Genomic DNA, 16,024 nt, shown 5'->3' on the forward strand with positions numbered 1-16,024 from the left:
AAAAAATGGAAGTAATATTAAAAGAAGGTATAGATAGTAAATATAAAATAAAAGATTTTGCAATCTCGCCTTTAAACGAGGATATAATAACTGTTGGTGAAGATTTAATCTTTTTTACAAAGGATTTAAAACTTAAGAAAAAATTAACTAAAAAAATAGATTCTTGTGATTTGATTAAGTATATAAAAGAGGAAAATCAATTCTTTGCTTCCTCTACTTTTTATATAATAAATTCTAATAATAAAATATACAAATGTGATTCATCAAATATGAAAATATTAAATGAAGTTTTTGATCCTAACATGGTAATAAATAGTATAAATGTTTCACTAAATGGTTTAGTTATTTATATAAATAATAGTAAAATTTATTGTTATGACACACTTTCTAAAAAACTTAAAATTTCAAAAGAAATTAATATAGAAAAAAATGATGTTAGTAGTATATATATTAAAGATGAAAAATTAATACTAAAGGTTAGAAAATACAAAGAAGAAAAAAATCAAATAACAGTTTTTAAACTTGAAGATTTATCTGTAATATCTTCATTTCAAACAAATACAAATAACTTATACCTATTTTTAAGAGGAATAAATCTATATCTAGCAAAATCAGATGGAGTTGTTGAAATATGGGATTTAATTTTAAATGAACTTTATGATTTTAAAAAGATATCAAATTCTAGAATAACATATATTGAAAATGATGATGAGTGGATATATTTTGGAACATCATCAGGAGAATTAATAATAACTACAGATAAATTAGATGTTTTAAAAAGAGTTAAAATATTTAAACAAGAGATAAAAAAATTAGTATATAGTGAAGATAAACTATATGCACTTAGCCAAAACGGTCAAATAGTTCCAATTGTTTTAATAGATGAAGACGATAAAAATGTAGTAAATAGATTTATGAAAAGCTATAATATAAATAAGGAATACGAAGGTTTTTTTACAATAAAAAGAGTTATAGAAATAGAAAATTTTTTAAAAAAATTAAAACTAAAAGGTATTAGATATGCTCCATCAAATGATTTAATATTTAAAGCTCTAGAAACTAGTATAAGTGATAAAAAAGTATGTATTTTAGGAAAAGATCCATATTTTCAACCAAATGTTGCGACAGGTTTGGCATTTGAAGTTAGAAAAAAATCATGGGCAAGTGTTGAAATAAATGCATCTTTAAGAAATATACTAAAGCTAATATACTACTCATATACAAATGATAGAAAAGAAATAAGAGAGATTAGAGATGAAATAGATAAAGGCAAATTTAAAATTCTGCCGCCTGATAAGATTTTTTCATCTTGGGAAAAACAAGGTGTGCTGTTATTAAATACAGGGCTTACTGTTGAACTAAATAATGCGGGTTCTCATATATATTTTTGGGAAAAAATAACCAAAGATTTAATTAAATACATATCGAGTAAAAATAAAAATATTACATACCTACTGTGGGGAAAAGAAGCACAAAATTATGAAAAAGAAATACAAAATGGGAATATAATAAAACATAATCACCCAGCAATATGTGGTAAGTTAGATAATGCTAATGATTTTCTAAATGGAGAATCATTTATTAAAACAATGAATATAATTAATTGGTTAGGAGAAGAGAAAAATGAGTAGAGAAATCAGAACAGGATTAACTTTTGACGACGTGTTATTAGTACCAAATGCTTCTAGCGTTACACCTAATGAAGTATCAATAAAAACAAAGCTTACAAGTGAAATAGAGTTAAATGTACCTATTTTAAGTGCTGCAATGGATACTGTAACAGAAGCAGAACTAGCTATATCATTAGCTAGAGTTGGTGGTATTGGATTTATTCACAAAAATATGACGATAGAAAGACAAGCAGAAGAAGTTAGCCGTGTAAAAAGATCTGAATCAGGTATGATAACAAATCCAATCACTTTAGATGTTGACTCATATTTATATGATGCTCATGAAATAATGAAAAAATATAAGGTATCAGGATTACCTGTAATAAATAATAAAAATGAATTATTAGGAATTATTACAAATCGTGATTTAAAATATAGAGATGATTTAAATGTAAAAGTTACAGATATTATGACAAAAGATAATTTAGTTGTAGCACCAGTTGGTATTACATTTGAAGAAGCTAAAAAAATCTTATTAGAACATAGAATCGAAAAATTACCAATAGTAGAAGGTAAAATTCTAAAAGGACTAATTACTATAAAAGATATAGATAATGTATTAAACTATCCGAATGCTTGTAAAGATAAAAAAGGAAGATTAAGAGTAGGTGCTGCAGTTGGTATTGGAACGGATACTATTAGAAGAGTAAAAGCTTTAGTGGAAGCAGGGGTTGATGTTATAACAGTGGATTCGGCTCATGGGCATTCAATTGGTGTTATAAACAAAATAAAAGAAATTAGAGAAAATTTCCCTAACTTACAATTAATAGGTGGTAATATTGTAACTAAAAAAGCTGCTATGGACTTAGTAGAGGCAGGAGTAAATGCAGTAAAAGTTGGAGTTGGACCAGGTTCTATTTGTACTACTCGTGTTGTAGCTGGTGTTGGAGTACCTCAATTAACAGCTATAATGGATGTTAGTGAATATTGTAGACCACTAGGAATTGGTGTTATAGCAGATGGTGGTATAAAACTAAGTGGTGATATAGTAAAAGCAATAGCTGCAGGTGCTGATTGTGTTATGTTAGGTTCACTTTTAGCAGGAACAACTGAAGCTCCAGGTGAGGAAATAATATATAACGGTAGAAACTATAAAACATATGTAGGAATGGGATCATTAGTAGCTATGAAAAGAGGAAGTAGCGATAGATATTTCCAATTAGAAGCAGCTACTGAAAAATTAGTTCCAGAAGGAATAGAATCTATGATACCAGTAAAAGGAAAACTTGCTGATACAGTATATCAATTATGTGGTGGACTAAGAGCAGGTATGGGATATTGCGGATCAAAGGATATAGAAGCTCACAAAGATGCTGAATTTATAAGAATAACAAATGCAGGTCTTAAAGAATCTCATCCACATGATGTTATAATAACTAAAGAAGCTCCTAATTATAGCGGGCAAAATTAATATGAGTGAAGATATTAAAAAAAAATATATTAGTTTAAAAGAAGAAATAGAAAAATATAATAAGTCATATTATGATGAAGATATAAGTTTAATTTCTGATTTTGAATATGATAAAAAATTAAAAAAATTATATGAATTAGAAAAAGAATATCCATATTTAAAGGATGAAACTTCACCTAGTTTAAAAGTTGGAGGTATGGCTTCTAATAAATTTACAAAAGTAGAACATAAAAAGCCGATGTTAAGTTTAGATAACACATATTCAATAGAAGATTTAAAAGAATTTTTTAATAGAACTAAAAAAATTGTAGGATTTGATCCAAGATATATATTAGAACTAAAACTAGATGGTCTTAGTATTAGTTTAATATATGAAAATGGTATATTAGTAAGGGCATTAACTCGTGGTGATGGTAAACTTGGAGAAGATGTCACTGAAAATATATATCAAATAAGTTCTATTCCTAAAAAGCTTAATGAAAATATTGATATAGAAGTTAGAGGAGAAGTTGTACTACCTATAAAAGAATTCAAAGAAATTAATGAAAAAAGAGTTGAATTAGGATTGGATGAATTTTCTAATCCAAGAAATGCAGCAGCTGGAACATTAAGACAATTAGATCCTTATGTGGTTAAAGAAAGAAATCTAGACTGTTATTTGTATTATTTAGTAGAACCAGAAAAATTTGATATAAAAACTCATAAAGAATCTATTGAATTTATAGAAAAATTAGGATTTAAAACAACTAAAATATTTATTGAATGTCATACATTAGAAGACTTTGAAAAAGAAATTATGTACTTTGAAAAAGAAAGAAAAAAATTATCTTATGAAACTGATGGCTTAGTAATAAAAGTAGATGACTTTTCTTTATATGAAAAATTAGGAATGACAGCAAAATATCCAAGATATGCAATAGCATATAAGTTCACACCTGAAAAAGTTATGACTAAAATAATAGGAATTGATTTTGGTATAGGTAGAACAGGAGTTATAACTCCAGTGGCTAATTTTAAACCAGTTAGCCTAGCTGGATCTATAGTTAAAAGAGCGTCACTTCATAATTTTGATGAAATAAAAAGAAAAGATATAAAACTTAATGATTATGTAATAATAGAAAAGGCAGCTGAGATAATTCCACAAGTTGTAGAAGTTGTAAAAGAAAAAAGAACTGATGAAGTAAAAGATATTTTAGTACCTGTAAAATGTCCTAGTTGTAATAATGAGGTATATAAATCTGACGAAATAGTTGCTATTAAATGTATAAATATATATTGTCCTGAAAGATTAAATAGAAATATTGAATATTTTGTTTCAAGAAATTGTATGAATATTAAAGGTTTAGGAGATAAAATAACTAGAAGATTTATTGAACTTGGAATAATTACAAATATATTAGATGTATATAATTTACATAAATTTAGAGACTTAATAATTTCTCAGGAAAAAATGGGAGAAAAAAGTACTGATAATTTATTGGAAAGTATAGAAAAAAGTAAGAAAAATAGTTTTAGCAGAGTCTTATATTCACTAGGAATAGACTTTGTAGGGAAGGTGATTTCAGAACTTATTGTAAATGAGATTCCGAATATTGATTTACTTATAAATTCTACATATGATGACCTTATAAAAATAAAAGGTGTAGGAGAGGTAGCAGCAAAATCTATACTAAAATATTTTAGTGATGAAAATAATCTAAGAATAATTTATGGTTTAAAAGAAATAGGACTTAATTTTGAAAATGAAAAAATCAAAATAAAAGATAACCTAAAAATGAAAGATAAAACATTTTTAGCTACAGGAACGCTAGTAAATTTTAAAAGAGAAGAAATAAAAGAACTTGTAAAATTAAATGCTGGTAAATACTTATCAGCAGTTAGTAAGAATTTAGATTATTTAATAGTCGGTGAAAATGCAGGTAGTAAACTAGAAAAAGCTAAAAAATTAAATATAAAAATAATAAGCGAAGATGAGTTTTCTAGCATGCTTGAGGAGGATTAAAATGATGATGAGATTTGAAACTTTTTCAAAATTTCATTTAGAACTAATTATATATGCACTATTAGTATTTTTTGTATTCTATGTTATACATAGCTATATTCCTGATAATAAATTACAAGTATATACAATAATTTTAGGAGTATTTGTACTAATTTTAAAAATATTCGATTCACTTAATTTACATTATACAGAATTAAAGCCGTGGACGATATTACTACCATTACATATTTGTAATATTTCGTTAATAGCAGGAGCGATATTTTTAATAACAAAAAAAGAAGTATTTTTCAATATTTTATATTTTTTATCATTTGGTGCAATAATTGCAATGGCAGTTCCTGATTGGAATACATATAATACATTCTATTATCCGTATCTATATTTCACAACACATATTATGGAATATATTATACTGTATTTAGGATTTAGTAGAATGAAAATTAGAATAGATAGAAAAAAATATTATGTAGTTTTAGTTATAATCTTATTTATTATGATTATATCAAGCTATGTAAATACACTAAGTAGTGAACTTAATTTTATGTTTTTAAAAACATATGCAATAGAGTCACTATCATTTATTAAATCAATTTGGTTATATAGAATACTTGTTGTGTTTGTATACTTTTTACAAACATATGTAATGTATCTATTATTTATATATATTAAAAAAAAAAGAAAAGAGGATTAGATTAATGACAAAAACGTACATACCAAAAGACTACAAACCAATGTTTAACATATTAGAAATGGAAATCGCTATTAAACATATTAAAGATTTTTTTGAAGTTGAACTAGCAAAGACACTAAATTTAACAAGAATATCAGCTCCTTTATTTGTTGAAAGAGAAACAGGGCTTAATGATAATTTAAGTGGAACTGAAAGACCAGTTAATTTTGAAATGCTAGATAATCCAAATAAAAATATAGAAATAGTGCATTCTTTAGCAAAATGGAAAAGAGATGCTCTAAAAAGATATGGTTTTAAAGAATACGAAGGAATATATACAGATATGAACGCAATAAGACGTGACGAAATCTTAGATAATCTTCACTCTATTTACGTTGATCAATGGGATTGGGAAAAAATAATAAAAAAAGAAGATAGAAATATAGAATATCTAAAAGAGACTGTGAAAAAAATATATAAAGTATTTTTAAAAACAGAAAAGATGCTACAAATAATATATGATGATTATGTACCATTTTTAGCTAATGAAATTAAGTTTATATCTTCAGAAGAATTATTACAAAAATACCCAGATAAATCTCAAAAAGAACGTGAAAATTTAATAGCCAAAGAATATAAGGCTGTATTTATAACTCAAATTGGTGATAAATTATCTGATGGGTATAAACATGATGATAGAGCTCCTGATTATGATGATTGGTCACTAAATGGTGATATAATAGTATACAACGAAGTTTTAGATAGCGCTTTTGAATTATCGTCTATGGGAATAAGAGTAGATAAAGATAAGTTAATAGATCAATTAGAAAAAGCAAATATAAGTGAAAAAACAAAATATCATAATATGATAATAAATGAAGAATTACCTTTAACAATGGGTGGAGGAATAGGTCAAAGTAGAATATGTATGCTATTTTTAAAAACAGCACATATAGGTGAAGTACAAGCTTCTATATGGAATGATGAAATTGAAGAAGATTGTAAGAAAAATAATATAAATTTATTATAGGGAAAATTATGGGAAAACTAATTATAATAGAAGGAACTGATGCAAGTGGAAAGCAAACACAGACAGAACTTCTATATCAAAATTTATTAAATCAGGGTAGAAAAGTAATAAAAATATCTTTTCCGAATTATGAAAGTAATGCTTCATATCCTGTGAAAATGTTTTTAAATGGAGAATTTGGGAATATAGATGATATTTCATACTACGCAAGTTCTAGCTTTTATGCTATCGATAGATATGCATCCTATAAAAAAGAATGGGAAAAACTATATAATGATGGGTATATAGTGATTTCTGATAGATATACAATTTCAAATATAATACATCAGGGAAATAGAATAAAAGACAAAGATGAATTTAATAGATTCTGTGATTGGATACTTGATTTAGAATGGAACAAGTACGGTATACCAAAACCAGACATGGTTATTTATTTAGATGTCCCTTATGAAATATCAAATAGACTTATGAAGGATAGATTAAATAAAATAAATGGAAATGAAAAAAAAGATATTTTAGAATCAGATGAAAATCAAAAAATTCGTGCATATAGAGTTGCAAAAGAAATTGCAAAAAAATATGAATTTAATATTATAAATTGCACAGAAAATGATAATTTAAGAAAATTAGGTGAAATATCAAATGATATTTTAAGTGAAGTAGAGAAAATACTTTAAGAAAATGGGTATTAGTTTACCCATTTTTTTAAAATTTAAAAATTGGAGGTATATAACTTTGGATAGATTAAAAAAACTAACAATACTATCATCTATTTGGAATTTAGTAATATTTTTATTACTATTTTTCCAATCAAGTATAATATTTGAAATAGTAAGAGAAAACCTATTTCCGTCATTAAAATTTATAAAACCATTATTTGATGATAAAATTATTTCATTTATTAAATCACAAATCATATTAACTATCATAACCATAGTGATTATGATTTTAGTAGAGATTGTACTTTTTTTTGTAATAAATACGATACTACAAAAAAAATATAATAAATATATAAATTTTAAATACTATAAATATCTTAATATATATTTTATTATATCTATACTAATTCTATTGTTTACTATAGGATATTATTCAATAAATATATTAAATCACTATAATGGAATTTATTTTAATATGAATAATAAGACATTAAACTCTATAATTGAAATTTTAAAAAATACAGAATTTACAAATATGGTAAATGTAGAAACATTTATTAATCTATCTATTGAAAAAATAAAAAATGATAGTGAAATATATAAGTTTGTAATAGAAGTTTTAAATTTTATTGACGCTATATACTATATAAAATTAATTTTTTATAAACTATCATACATATTACTTGTATTTGGGATATATAAAAATATAAGAATATATTTAAGTATAGATGAGAAGGGAATGTAAGAATGTTTAATTTTGGTGTTAAAAATTTGGAAATTACTGATGAAATAGTAGAATATTATAGAAATAATCCAAATGAATTAGATTTACTTATAGATAAAGAAGATTTTAATATAAGGTTTTTAAGTTACTTTTTTATTTTTGGATTAGCTATAACAATAGCTAGCAGAGTTATATCATTTTCTTTTTCTGACGTATTGGGAGAATTTATAAATCATGTAGTACTAGATGTAACATCAGAGATGGGAATAGCAATATTTGGAGGATCTATTACTGCATATTTATTAGAATATTTACAGAAAAAACAATATGAGGCAAACATAGCATATAGAAATGAAATAAAAAAAAGACTTTAATTTGATTTGATAAACTTGAAAATTTAAAATTTATGGGGTATACTAAACTATATAAAAATATAGGAGGAATACAATGAAAAAGTTATTTAAATTATTAACAAGTTTGTTAATGTTTACAGTGTTATTAGTTTCTTGTGGAACTGAAAAAAAAGAAGCTAAAAAAGCAGGGAAAGTTGCGATAGTATTTAGTACAGGTGGTTTAGGAGATAAATCATTTAATGATTCTGCTAATGAAGGATTATTAAAAGCTGCAAAAGAATTAAATGTAGAGTATGATTACTATGAACCAAAAGATGCAAGTTCTGAAACTAAGAATCAATTATCTAACTATGCAGAAAAGGGAGATTATGACATGATATTTGCAATAGGTGCAACAGCACATGATGCATTATTAGAAGTTGCAAAAGAATTTCCTGAACAAAAATTCACTATAGTAGATTCAGAAGTAGATTTACCAAATGTTGCGTCTATATTATTTAAAGAACAAGAAGGATCTTACTTAGTAGGTGCTTTATCAGCTATGATGACTAAAACAAACTCATTAGGATTTGTTGGAGGTATGGATATAGATGTTATTAAAAGATTCCAATCTGGATTTGAACAAGGTGCTAAAGCTGTAAATCCTGATATAAATATTACAGTTGTATTTGTAAATGGATCTAATCCATTTAATGACCCAGTAACAGCTAAATCATTAACTACAACTATGATAGATAACAAAAAAACAGATATAATCTTCCCAGTTGCAGGAGGAAGTGGAGCAGGAGTTTTCCAAGCTGCTAAAGAAAAAGGTGTATTTGCATTAGGTGTTGACTTAGACCAAGATGGTATTATGCCAGGAATAATATTAACTTCAATGATTAAAAAAGTTAATGGTGCAGTGTATCAAATAGTTAAAGATGTTTTAAATGATAACTTTAAAACAGGTGTTAAACACTTAGGAATAGCTGAAGAAGGTGTTGCTACATCAGAATTTAAATATACTAAAGATATAATAGGTCAAGAAAAAATAGATAAGATAAATAAATTATCTAAAGATATTAAAGACGGTAAAGTTAAGGTTGAAGGTATTGAATACCTAAAAAAATAATAGAATAAATTAGATAAAGAGCTTATGCTCTTTATCTACTTAGTCTTAAAATCTAAGAGAAACAACAGAGACTACATTGTTGTTATTTTTTTTTAAGGGGAGTATATGAGAATAGTAGATTTAATACAGAAAAAAAGAGATAATATTGAATTAACAAAAGAAGAAATAGATTATTTCTTAGACGAAGTACAAAATAATAATATGCCAGATTATCAACTATCAAGTTTTTTAATGGCAACATATTTTAACGGTATGACAGATAATGAGATGATAGAATTTACTAAAAAAATGAGAGATTCTGGGGATATTATTAAATTTGAAAAATTAAATAAATATTTAGTGGATAAACACAGTACAGGAGGAGTTGGAGATAAGGTTACAGTTGTATTAGCTCCAATAATAGCAGCTCTTGGTATGGGGACAACTAAATTATCTGGGCGTGGCTTAGGTCATACTGGGGGGACTATTGATAAATTTGAATCAATTAAAGGATTTAAATTTTCAGGAACAAAAGAAGAAATACAAAAAATTGCAAATGCTTGTGGTATAGGTCTAATGGGATCTAGTGATAAAATAGTACCACTTGATAAAAAAATATATGCATTACGTGATGTTACAGCAACAGTTGCCTCTATTCCATTAATAGCTAGTAGTATAATGAGTAAAAAATTAGCGGTACAATCAGATGTAATAATACTAGATGTTAAAGTAGGCGATGGGGCATTTATGAAGGATATAAATAGTGCTTCTTTATTAGCTCAAGCTATGATAAAAATAGGAAAAGGTGTTGATAGAAAAACATACGCTATACTTACAAATATGGATGAACCGCTTGGTAAATCAATTGGAAATGCTGTTGAAATTATAGAAGGAATAGAAGCATTAAAAGGAAATTATGAAGATGATTTATTTGAAGTAGTATCTGAAATTGCATCTTTAGCTATATTATCAAAGGGAGATATAAAAGATAAAAATGAAGCTAAAAAAATGGTTAAAGAAGTAATAGATAATAAAAAAGCACTAGAAAAATTAAAAGAATTTATTTCTAACTCTGGAGGAGATAAAGATATAGTTGATAATTATGAACTACTACCTAAGGCTAAAAATGAATATAAAGTTATATCTAAAAAAGCGGGTTATGTAGAAAAGATAAAAGCAGAAGAAATTGGTCATGCAGCTATGATAATAGGAGCTGGTCGTAGAACAAAAGAAGATGAATTAGATTATGCAGCTGGTATAATTTTATCTAAAAAAGTATCAGATTATGTTAAAGAGGGCGAAGTTTTAGCTACAATACTATATAATAATTCTGAAAGCTTAGAAGATTCAATAAACAATATATTAGATGCATATGTAATAAGTGATAAAAAAGTAGAAAAACCAAAAAGTATTTTAAAAATCATAGAATAGGGGTAGAAAATGCAAATAAATAAATATATAGATCATACAATTTTAAAAGCAACAGCAACAAAAGCTGATATTGAAAAGTTATGTAATGAAGCAGTAAAATATGAATTTTATTCAGTGTGTGTGAATGGTGCTTATGTTTCTTATGCAAAAAGCTTAGTTAAAAATTCAGATGTATTAGTAGCAGCAGTTGTAGGTTTCCCATTAGGACAAATGACGACAGAAGCAAAAGTTTTTGAAGCTAAGGAAGCTATAGAAAATGGTGCAAGTGAAATAGATATGGTAATAAATATAGGGATGTTAAAAGATAGAGAATATGACTATGTTGAAAATGAAATAAGAAAAATAAAAGAAGCAATAGGTGATAATGTATTAAAAGTAATTATTGAAACTTGTTATTTAACTGAAGAAGAAAAGAAAATTGCTTGTGAGTTATCATTAAATGCAAAGGCGGACTTTGTTAAGACTTCAACTGGTTTTGGAACAGGTGGAGCAACTTTTGAAGATGTTATTTTAATGAAGAGTATAGTAAAAGATAATGCAAAAGTAAAAGCAAGTGGTGGAGTAAAAGATTATGAAACAGCTAAAAAATATATAGAATTAGGAGCTAGTAGATTAGGGACTTCATCAGGAATTAGTATAGTAGAAAAAAAATAATATAGGGGGGAAATAACTATGGCAACACCACATTTAGGTGCAAAAAAAGGAGATATAGCTGAAATTGTATTATTACCAGGAGATCCATTAAGAGCAAAATATATTGCAGAAACTTTCTTAGAAGATGTTATACAATATAACGAAGTAAGAGGAATGCTAGGATTTACAGGAACTTATAAAGGAAAAAGAGTTTCTGTTCAAGGAACAGGAATGGGAGTGCCATCTATTGGTATATATACTCATGAATTAATAAATGAATATGGATGTAAGGTGCTAATGAGAGTAGGTACAGCAGGAAGTATGCAAGAAGACGTTAAAATAAGAGATGTTGTTTTAGCTATGTCAGCAAGTACAGATTCAAATATTAATAAATTAAGATTTAATGGTGCTGATTATGCTCCAACAGCAGATGGTGAGTTATTTATAAAAGCATATGAAGTAGCTAAAAAAAGAGGATTAAATGTAAAAGCTGGAAGTGTATTAACTAGTGATACTTTCTATGGAGATGACATGGATTCTTGGAAAAAATGGGCAAAATTTGGAGTAACTTGTGTTGAAATGGAAACTGCACAACTATATACAACTGCTAGTAAATTTGGAGTTAAAGCATTAACTTTTCTTACAATAAGTGATTCATTGGTAACACATGAAGCAACAAGTGCTGAAGAAAGACAATTAACATTTAATGATATGATAATAACTGCATTAGAGACTGCAATAACATTGTAGGTGTTAATATGGAAGAAAAAGATATAAAAAAAAGGCTAGTAGAGCTTTTAGAAAAATCATATTCACCATATTCTAATTTTCCAGTTGCATCTATTGTAATTGATGAAAATGATAATTATTATGAGGGTGTAAATGTAGAAAATAAGGCATATCCTTCTTCACTATGTGCTGAAAGAAATGCAATAACTACAGCTATAACAGGTGGAATGAAAAAAATAAAAAAAATATATGTAATAGCTGATATAGATATACCTATAAGTCCTTGTGGAGCTTGTAGACAAGTAATGTCAGAATTTTCAACAAAAGATACTGAAATCATCTTATATGGAACTAAAACAGATGACGAGTTAAGATATAATGAAGAAGAAATTCTTCCTTATAGCTTTAAACTATAATTATAAAAGCAAGTAAATAGTATATTCTATTTATTTGCTTTTTTAGTTAAAAAAAATTAGATAATATATTTTTATAAAGCAAAATAAGTTACTAGAAAAGAATTATTAAGTTAACTAGATTAAAAAATATAAAAATGTATAAATTAAAATGAAATAATATTTTTTATTATGGTATATATTACATAGAGGATTTTTTCTTGTTAGGAGAATGTTATGTATATTAAGTATAATAAAATTATTGCGCTACTATTTATTTTATCAAGTTTTATTAGTAAAGCTTCATTTAAAGTTATGTACCATGAAAGTGACACATATATGTGTGGACTTACAAATTATGAAACAGGTGAGGGTCCAGAATTTTGCCCATATGAAAAAGATTATGAAGAATATCCAGATGCAAATGTAAGATCTGGACTTTCAACATTACATAGTTATCCCATTTTATATAAGGATGAGGAAATGAGATTAGAAGATGTTTTAAAAGATGAAAATTTAATAAATATGAGATTAATTTTAAAAGCGGATACTAGAACATTGGGTGAAAAAACCTATATTTTCTTAGGTGATTTTATTGGAGGTATGAAGAAAATAAAAGGTACAGCTATGGTAATAGATAAGCCTTGGGTTAAATACAAAGAAAAAAGATATGTTGGTAAGAATAGCGATATTGATGTAAATAATCTTATCGAAAAAATAACACCTACCAGTGGTTTAGTTGAAAGTAGTAGATATTATGCAAAATTAGATAATGAGGTTGATACTACAACTACTGGTAAAAAAAATGTAAAAATCGCAATATATGATAGAGTAAGTAAAAGAAAATTAGCAGGTTATTCAACTACAGTTTTAGTGTTAAAATCTATTGAGTGGAAAGATAATATTGAAATATATAAAGGTGAGGATATAAATTTAGAAGATATTATAGAAAGTTATAATATTCCAAGTGGATATACAATACAAATAGATAAATCAAGTGGTATAAGTAATCCGTTAAAATTAAATATAAAAACAGATACAAATGATAATTATACTGTAGATTTAGATATAAATATTTTAGAGGAGCCAGTTATTGATTATAGAAATTTAACAATATATAAAGATACTGTAGATATAACAAAAAAAGCTACAGAACTTATAAAAAATATGAGTGTTGATTTAAATAATACTTATCCAAATAGATATACAATAAGTTTAAAAGAGGTATCAAATGTAGACACATTAGGGAATGTAGTATTTAAGTATGAAATTATAGATACAGTAAAAAATAAAAGATTTACAAAAGATATAAATATAAGTGTAGTAAATGAAGAAATAACGCCTAATTTTACTACTGGGAATGAATTTTTATTAGGTGAAAATATTGATATAGATAAAATATTACCCGGTATAGATAGAGAAAAATATGATGTGGTAATAAAAAATAAAGAAAGTTTAAACTTAAATGAAAATGGAAATAAAGAAGTTTTAATAAATATAATATCAAAAGAAACTGGTAAAATATTTGAATATAGAGTGAATCTTAATTATGTTTTAAAAGAAGTAAAATTAGATGATTTAATTTTTGAAGAATATGAAAATATTGATGAAACTAAAGTATCAGAAATACTAAGTTCTAAGCTTTCTAAATATGAAAAATATGAAATTATTGAAAAAAAAGATGATTTAATAAAGGTAAAACTATTTTATAAAAATGGTGGATATGAAATAGGAAATGTTCATGTAAAAAGAACAGAAAACAAAGCAATAAAAGAATATTTTGATATAAGTTCTTCAAATAAATATGGTAAAATAAGTGAGTTAACTAATATTTCTAGTAAATTATTAAATAGAATAGCAGATATAGATAGTAATGAGAAAATTCATAATTTCTGGATAAGTCAAAATGATACTTTTAATAATGATTATAATAAAAAAGCATTAAATAATACTTTTGGAATCAAGCTTGGCTATGATTATTTAATAGCTAAAAAAAATACTATAGTTGGTACATATTTAACATATAACTATAAAAAAAATAAAAAATATAATATGAATGAGTTTAATGTTTCTGCATATTTTTCATATAGACCAAGTGATAAAATATCAGTAGCTTCTATACTAGAATATTCATATAATAAGGCTAAGTTAAGACTAAGTGAAAAAGAATATGATTACAACAAAAATGACTTTCTAGTTAATGCTTTTATAAACTATAATTATAGAGTTAAAAATGATTTAAATATATTTTTTGTTTTAGGAGATAGTTTAATATTTAATTTGAAAGATAATATAGCAAATAATATAAATGAAATAAAAGTAAAAAGTGATTTTGCTAATGAAATATATTCTAATGTAGAAATATCTAAACTTTTTGGCAAAAAAATAAAATTAAGTTTTGGTCTTAAAGCAGGTGCATATTATGAAATGCTAGATTTTAATTTTAACAAAAAAGAAGAAAAAGAAAATAAATTAAGTGCAATAGTATCACCAAGCATATCTTTTGACTATAAGATAACTGATAATATAATCATTTCATTAAAAGAAATATTGTCATATAAAACTAAAAAGAATTTAGAATATAAATTAAATGTTGATATTTCATTTAAACTAGGGGATAGAAAGTAGTGAGAGTATTTTGACAAAGCCTTAGGTAAAAATATATAATATACATATGAAAAAAGAGGGTGTATATTATGTTAGAACTTATAAAAATAGATAAAAAAGATGAATCTAGTATAAATTATATTGAAAATATAATAAAGAATAATTTTGATGAAAATGAGTACAGAGATTCGTATGAACTTTATAACTACTCATTAAAAAAAGATGAATTTATAGCTTTTTATATAAAGTATAATAATGAAGTTGTAGGAATAATAAATACATGGAATCTAGGGGAGTGTATTTATGTGGAACATTTTGTAATAGAAAAAGAGTATAGAAATAAATCACTTGGATCTAAAAGTTTAGAACTTTTGAAAAATACTTTTAATAAAAATATAATATTAGAAGTTAATGTTGAAAATACTGATGTTGATAAAAAAAGAATTACTTTTTATAAAAAAAATGGGTTTAAAATACTTGATATTAAATATTATCAAGAAGCATACTCAGATAATAAAAATAAGATTGAGATGTACTTAATGTCAACTAAAGAATTTGAAAAAAAATTATTAGATAATGTAGTTAAAAAATTAAAAAAACTTGTATATAAGATAGGAGATTAG

At 25.3% G+C, this 16,024-nt stretch carries 15 protein-coding genes; all 15 read left to right on the plus strand.

Going from position 1 to position 16,024, the window contains the following annotated elements:
* The first annotated feature begins 5 nt into the window (after positions 1 to 5).
* The 15 genes from OMES3154_RS03095 (at position 6) to OMES3154_RS03165 (ending at position 16,024) form a co-directional block, all read left to right on the plus strand.
* Positions 6 to 1,631: a uracil-DNA glycosylase gene (locus tag OMES3154_RS03095; protein ID WP_156683342.1), complete on the plus strand. Its 1,626-nt coding sequence runs from the start codon at positions 6 to 8 to the stop codon at positions 1,629 to 1,631.
* Positions 1,624 to 3,081 carry an IMP dehydrogenase gene (guaB, locus tag OMES3154_RS03100; RefSeq protein ID WP_156683343.1) on the plus strand — a complete coding sequence of 486 codons (1,458 nt, stop codon included), beginning with the start codon at positions 1,624 to 1,626 and terminating at the stop codon, positions 3,079 to 3,081. The genes OMES3154_RS03095 and guaB overlap by 8 nt, the downstream gene beginning before the upstream one ends.
* Position 3,082: 1 nt before the next feature.
* Positions 3,083 to 5,083, plus strand: coding sequence for an NAD-dependent DNA ligase LigA (gene ligA / locus OMES3154_RS03105; protein WP_156683344.1), 2,001 nt, complete (start codon positions 3,083 to 3,085; stop codon positions 5,081 to 5,083).
* Position 5,084: 1 nt separating this feature from the next.
* The gene (locus tag OMES3154_RS03110; RefSeq protein WP_197271479.1) at positions 5,085 to 5,774 is read left to right on the plus strand and encodes a TMEM164-related integral membrane acyltransferase; all 690 of its coding nucleotides are present in this window, start codon (positions 5,085 to 5,087) and stop codon (positions 5,772 to 5,774) included.
* 4 nt (positions 5,775 to 5,778) lie between these two features.
* Complete coding sequence (asnA, locus tag OMES3154_RS03115; protein WP_156683346.1) at positions 5,779 to 6,783, plus strand: aspartate--ammonia ligase; 1,005 nt, start codon at positions 5,779 to 5,781, stop codon at positions 6,781 to 6,783.
* A gap of 8 nt (positions 6,784 to 6,791) precedes the next feature.
* Positions 6,792 to 7,460 carry a dTMP kinase gene (locus OMES3154_RS03120; protein ID WP_156683347.1) on the plus strand — a complete coding sequence of 223 codons (669 nt, stop codon included), beginning with the start codon at positions 6,792 to 6,794 and terminating at the stop codon, positions 7,458 to 7,460.
* A gap of 58 nt (positions 7,461 to 7,518) precedes the next feature.
* On the plus strand, positions 7,519 to 8,187 hold the full coding sequence (locus OMES3154_RS03125; RefSeq protein ID WP_156683348.1) for a hypothetical protein: 669 nt from the start codon (positions 7,519 to 7,521) through the stop codon (positions 8,185 to 8,187).
* Positions 8,188 to 8,189: 2 nt separating this feature from the next.
* On the plus strand, positions 8,190 to 8,540 hold the full coding sequence (locus tag OMES3154_RS03130) for a hypothetical protein (protein ID WP_156683349.1): 351 nt from the start codon (positions 8,190 to 8,192) through the stop codon (positions 8,538 to 8,540).
* A gap of 73 nt (positions 8,541 to 8,613) precedes the next feature.
* Positions 8,614 to 9,630, plus strand: coding sequence for a BMP family lipoprotein (locus tag OMES3154_RS03135; RefSeq protein WP_156683350.1), 1,017 nt, complete (start codon positions 8,614 to 8,616; stop codon positions 9,628 to 9,630).
* A 105-nt stretch (positions 9,631 to 9,735) separates the two neighbouring features.
* Positions 9,736 to 11,040, plus strand: coding sequence for a thymidine phosphorylase (locus OMES3154_RS03140; RefSeq protein ID WP_156683351.1), 1,305 nt, complete (start codon positions 9,736 to 9,738; stop codon positions 11,038 to 11,040).
* Positions 11,041 to 11,049: 9 nt separating this feature from the next.
* Complete coding sequence (deoC, locus tag OMES3154_RS03145) at positions 11,050 to 11,694, plus strand: deoxyribose-phosphate aldolase (RefSeq protein ID WP_156683352.1); 645 nt, start codon at positions 11,050 to 11,052, stop codon at positions 11,692 to 11,694.
* An 18-nt stretch (positions 11,695 to 11,712) separates the two neighbouring features.
* Positions 11,713 to 12,423: a purine-nucleoside phosphorylase gene (gene deoD, locus OMES3154_RS03150; protein ID WP_156683353.1), complete on the plus strand. Its 711-nt coding sequence runs from the start codon at positions 11,713 to 11,715 to the stop codon at positions 12,421 to 12,423.
* 8 nt (positions 12,424 to 12,431) lie between these two features.
* Positions 12,432 to 12,818 (plus strand): cytidine deaminase, encoded by a 387-nt coding sequence (cdd, locus tag OMES3154_RS03155; protein ID WP_156683354.1) that lies wholly within the window; start codon positions 12,432 to 12,434, stop codon positions 12,816 to 12,818.
* A gap of 213 nt (positions 12,819 to 13,031) precedes the next feature.
* Positions 13,032 to 15,422 (plus strand): autotransporter domain-containing protein, encoded by a 2,391-nt coding sequence (locus OMES3154_RS03160; RefSeq protein ID WP_156683355.1) that lies wholly within the window; start codon positions 13,032 to 13,034, stop codon positions 15,420 to 15,422.
* 68 nt (positions 15,423 to 15,490) lie between these two features.
* The gene (locus OMES3154_RS03165) at positions 15,491 to 16,024 is read left to right on the plus strand and encodes a GNAT family N-acetyltransferase (protein ID WP_156683356.1); all 534 of its coding nucleotides are present in this window, start codon (positions 15,491 to 15,493) and stop codon (positions 16,022 to 16,024) included.

It is taken from the genome of Oceanivirga miroungae (assembly GCF_902505095.1).
Lineage (GTDB): Bacteria > Fusobacteriota > Fusobacteriia > Fusobacteriales > Leptotrichiaceae > Oceanivirga > Oceanivirga miroungae.

Bases quoted from the DNA above. Each gene is read 5' to 3' on its own strand.
- OMES3154_RS03095 (WP_156683342.1), top strand. From the start codon at position 6: ATGGAAGTAATATTAAAAGAAGGTATAGATAGTAAATATAAAATAAAA.
- guaB (WP_156683343.1), top strand. From the start codon at position 1,624: ATGAGTAGAGAAATCAGAACAGGATTAACTTTTGACGACGTGTTATTA.
- ligA (WP_156683344.1), top strand. From the start codon at position 3,083: ATGAGTGAAGATATTAAAAAAAAATATATTAGTTTAAAAGAAGAAATA.
- OMES3154_RS03110 (WP_197271479.1), top strand. From the start codon at position 5,085: ATGATGATGAGATTTGAAACTTTTTCAAAATTTCATTTAGAACTAATT.
- asnA (WP_156683346.1), top strand. From the start codon at position 5,779: ATGACAAAAACGTACATACCAAAAGACTACAAACCAATGTTTAACATA.
- OMES3154_RS03120 (WP_156683347.1), top strand. From the start codon at position 6,792: ATGGGAAAACTAATTATAATAGAAGGAACTGATGCAAGTGGAAAGCAA.
- OMES3154_RS03130 (WP_156683349.1), top strand. From the start codon at position 8,190: ATGTTTAATTTTGGTGTTAAAAATTTGGAAATTACTGATGAAATAGTA.
- OMES3154_RS03135 (WP_156683350.1), top strand. From the start codon at position 8,614: ATGAAAAAGTTATTTAAATTATTAACAAGTTTGTTAATGTTTACAGTG.
- OMES3154_RS03140 (WP_156683351.1), top strand. From the start codon at position 9,736: ATGAGAATAGTAGATTTAATACAGAAAAAAAGAGATAATATTGAATTA.
- deoC (WP_156683352.1), top strand. From the start codon at position 11,050: ATGCAAATAAATAAATATATAGATCATACAATTTTAAAAGCAACAGCA.
- deoD (WP_156683353.1), top strand. From the start codon at position 11,713: ATGGCAACACCACATTTAGGTGCAAAAAAAGGAGATATAGCTGAAATT.
- cdd (WP_156683354.1), top strand. From the start codon at position 12,432: ATGGAAGAAAAAGATATAAAAAAAAGGCTAGTAGAGCTTTTAGAAAAA.
- OMES3154_RS03160 (WP_156683355.1), top strand. From the start codon at position 13,032: ATGTATATTAAGTATAATAAAATTATTGCGCTACTATTTATTTTATCA.
- OMES3154_RS03165 (WP_156683356.1), top strand. From the start codon at position 15,491: ATGTTAGAACTTATAAAAATAGATAAAAAAGATGAATCTAGTATAAAT.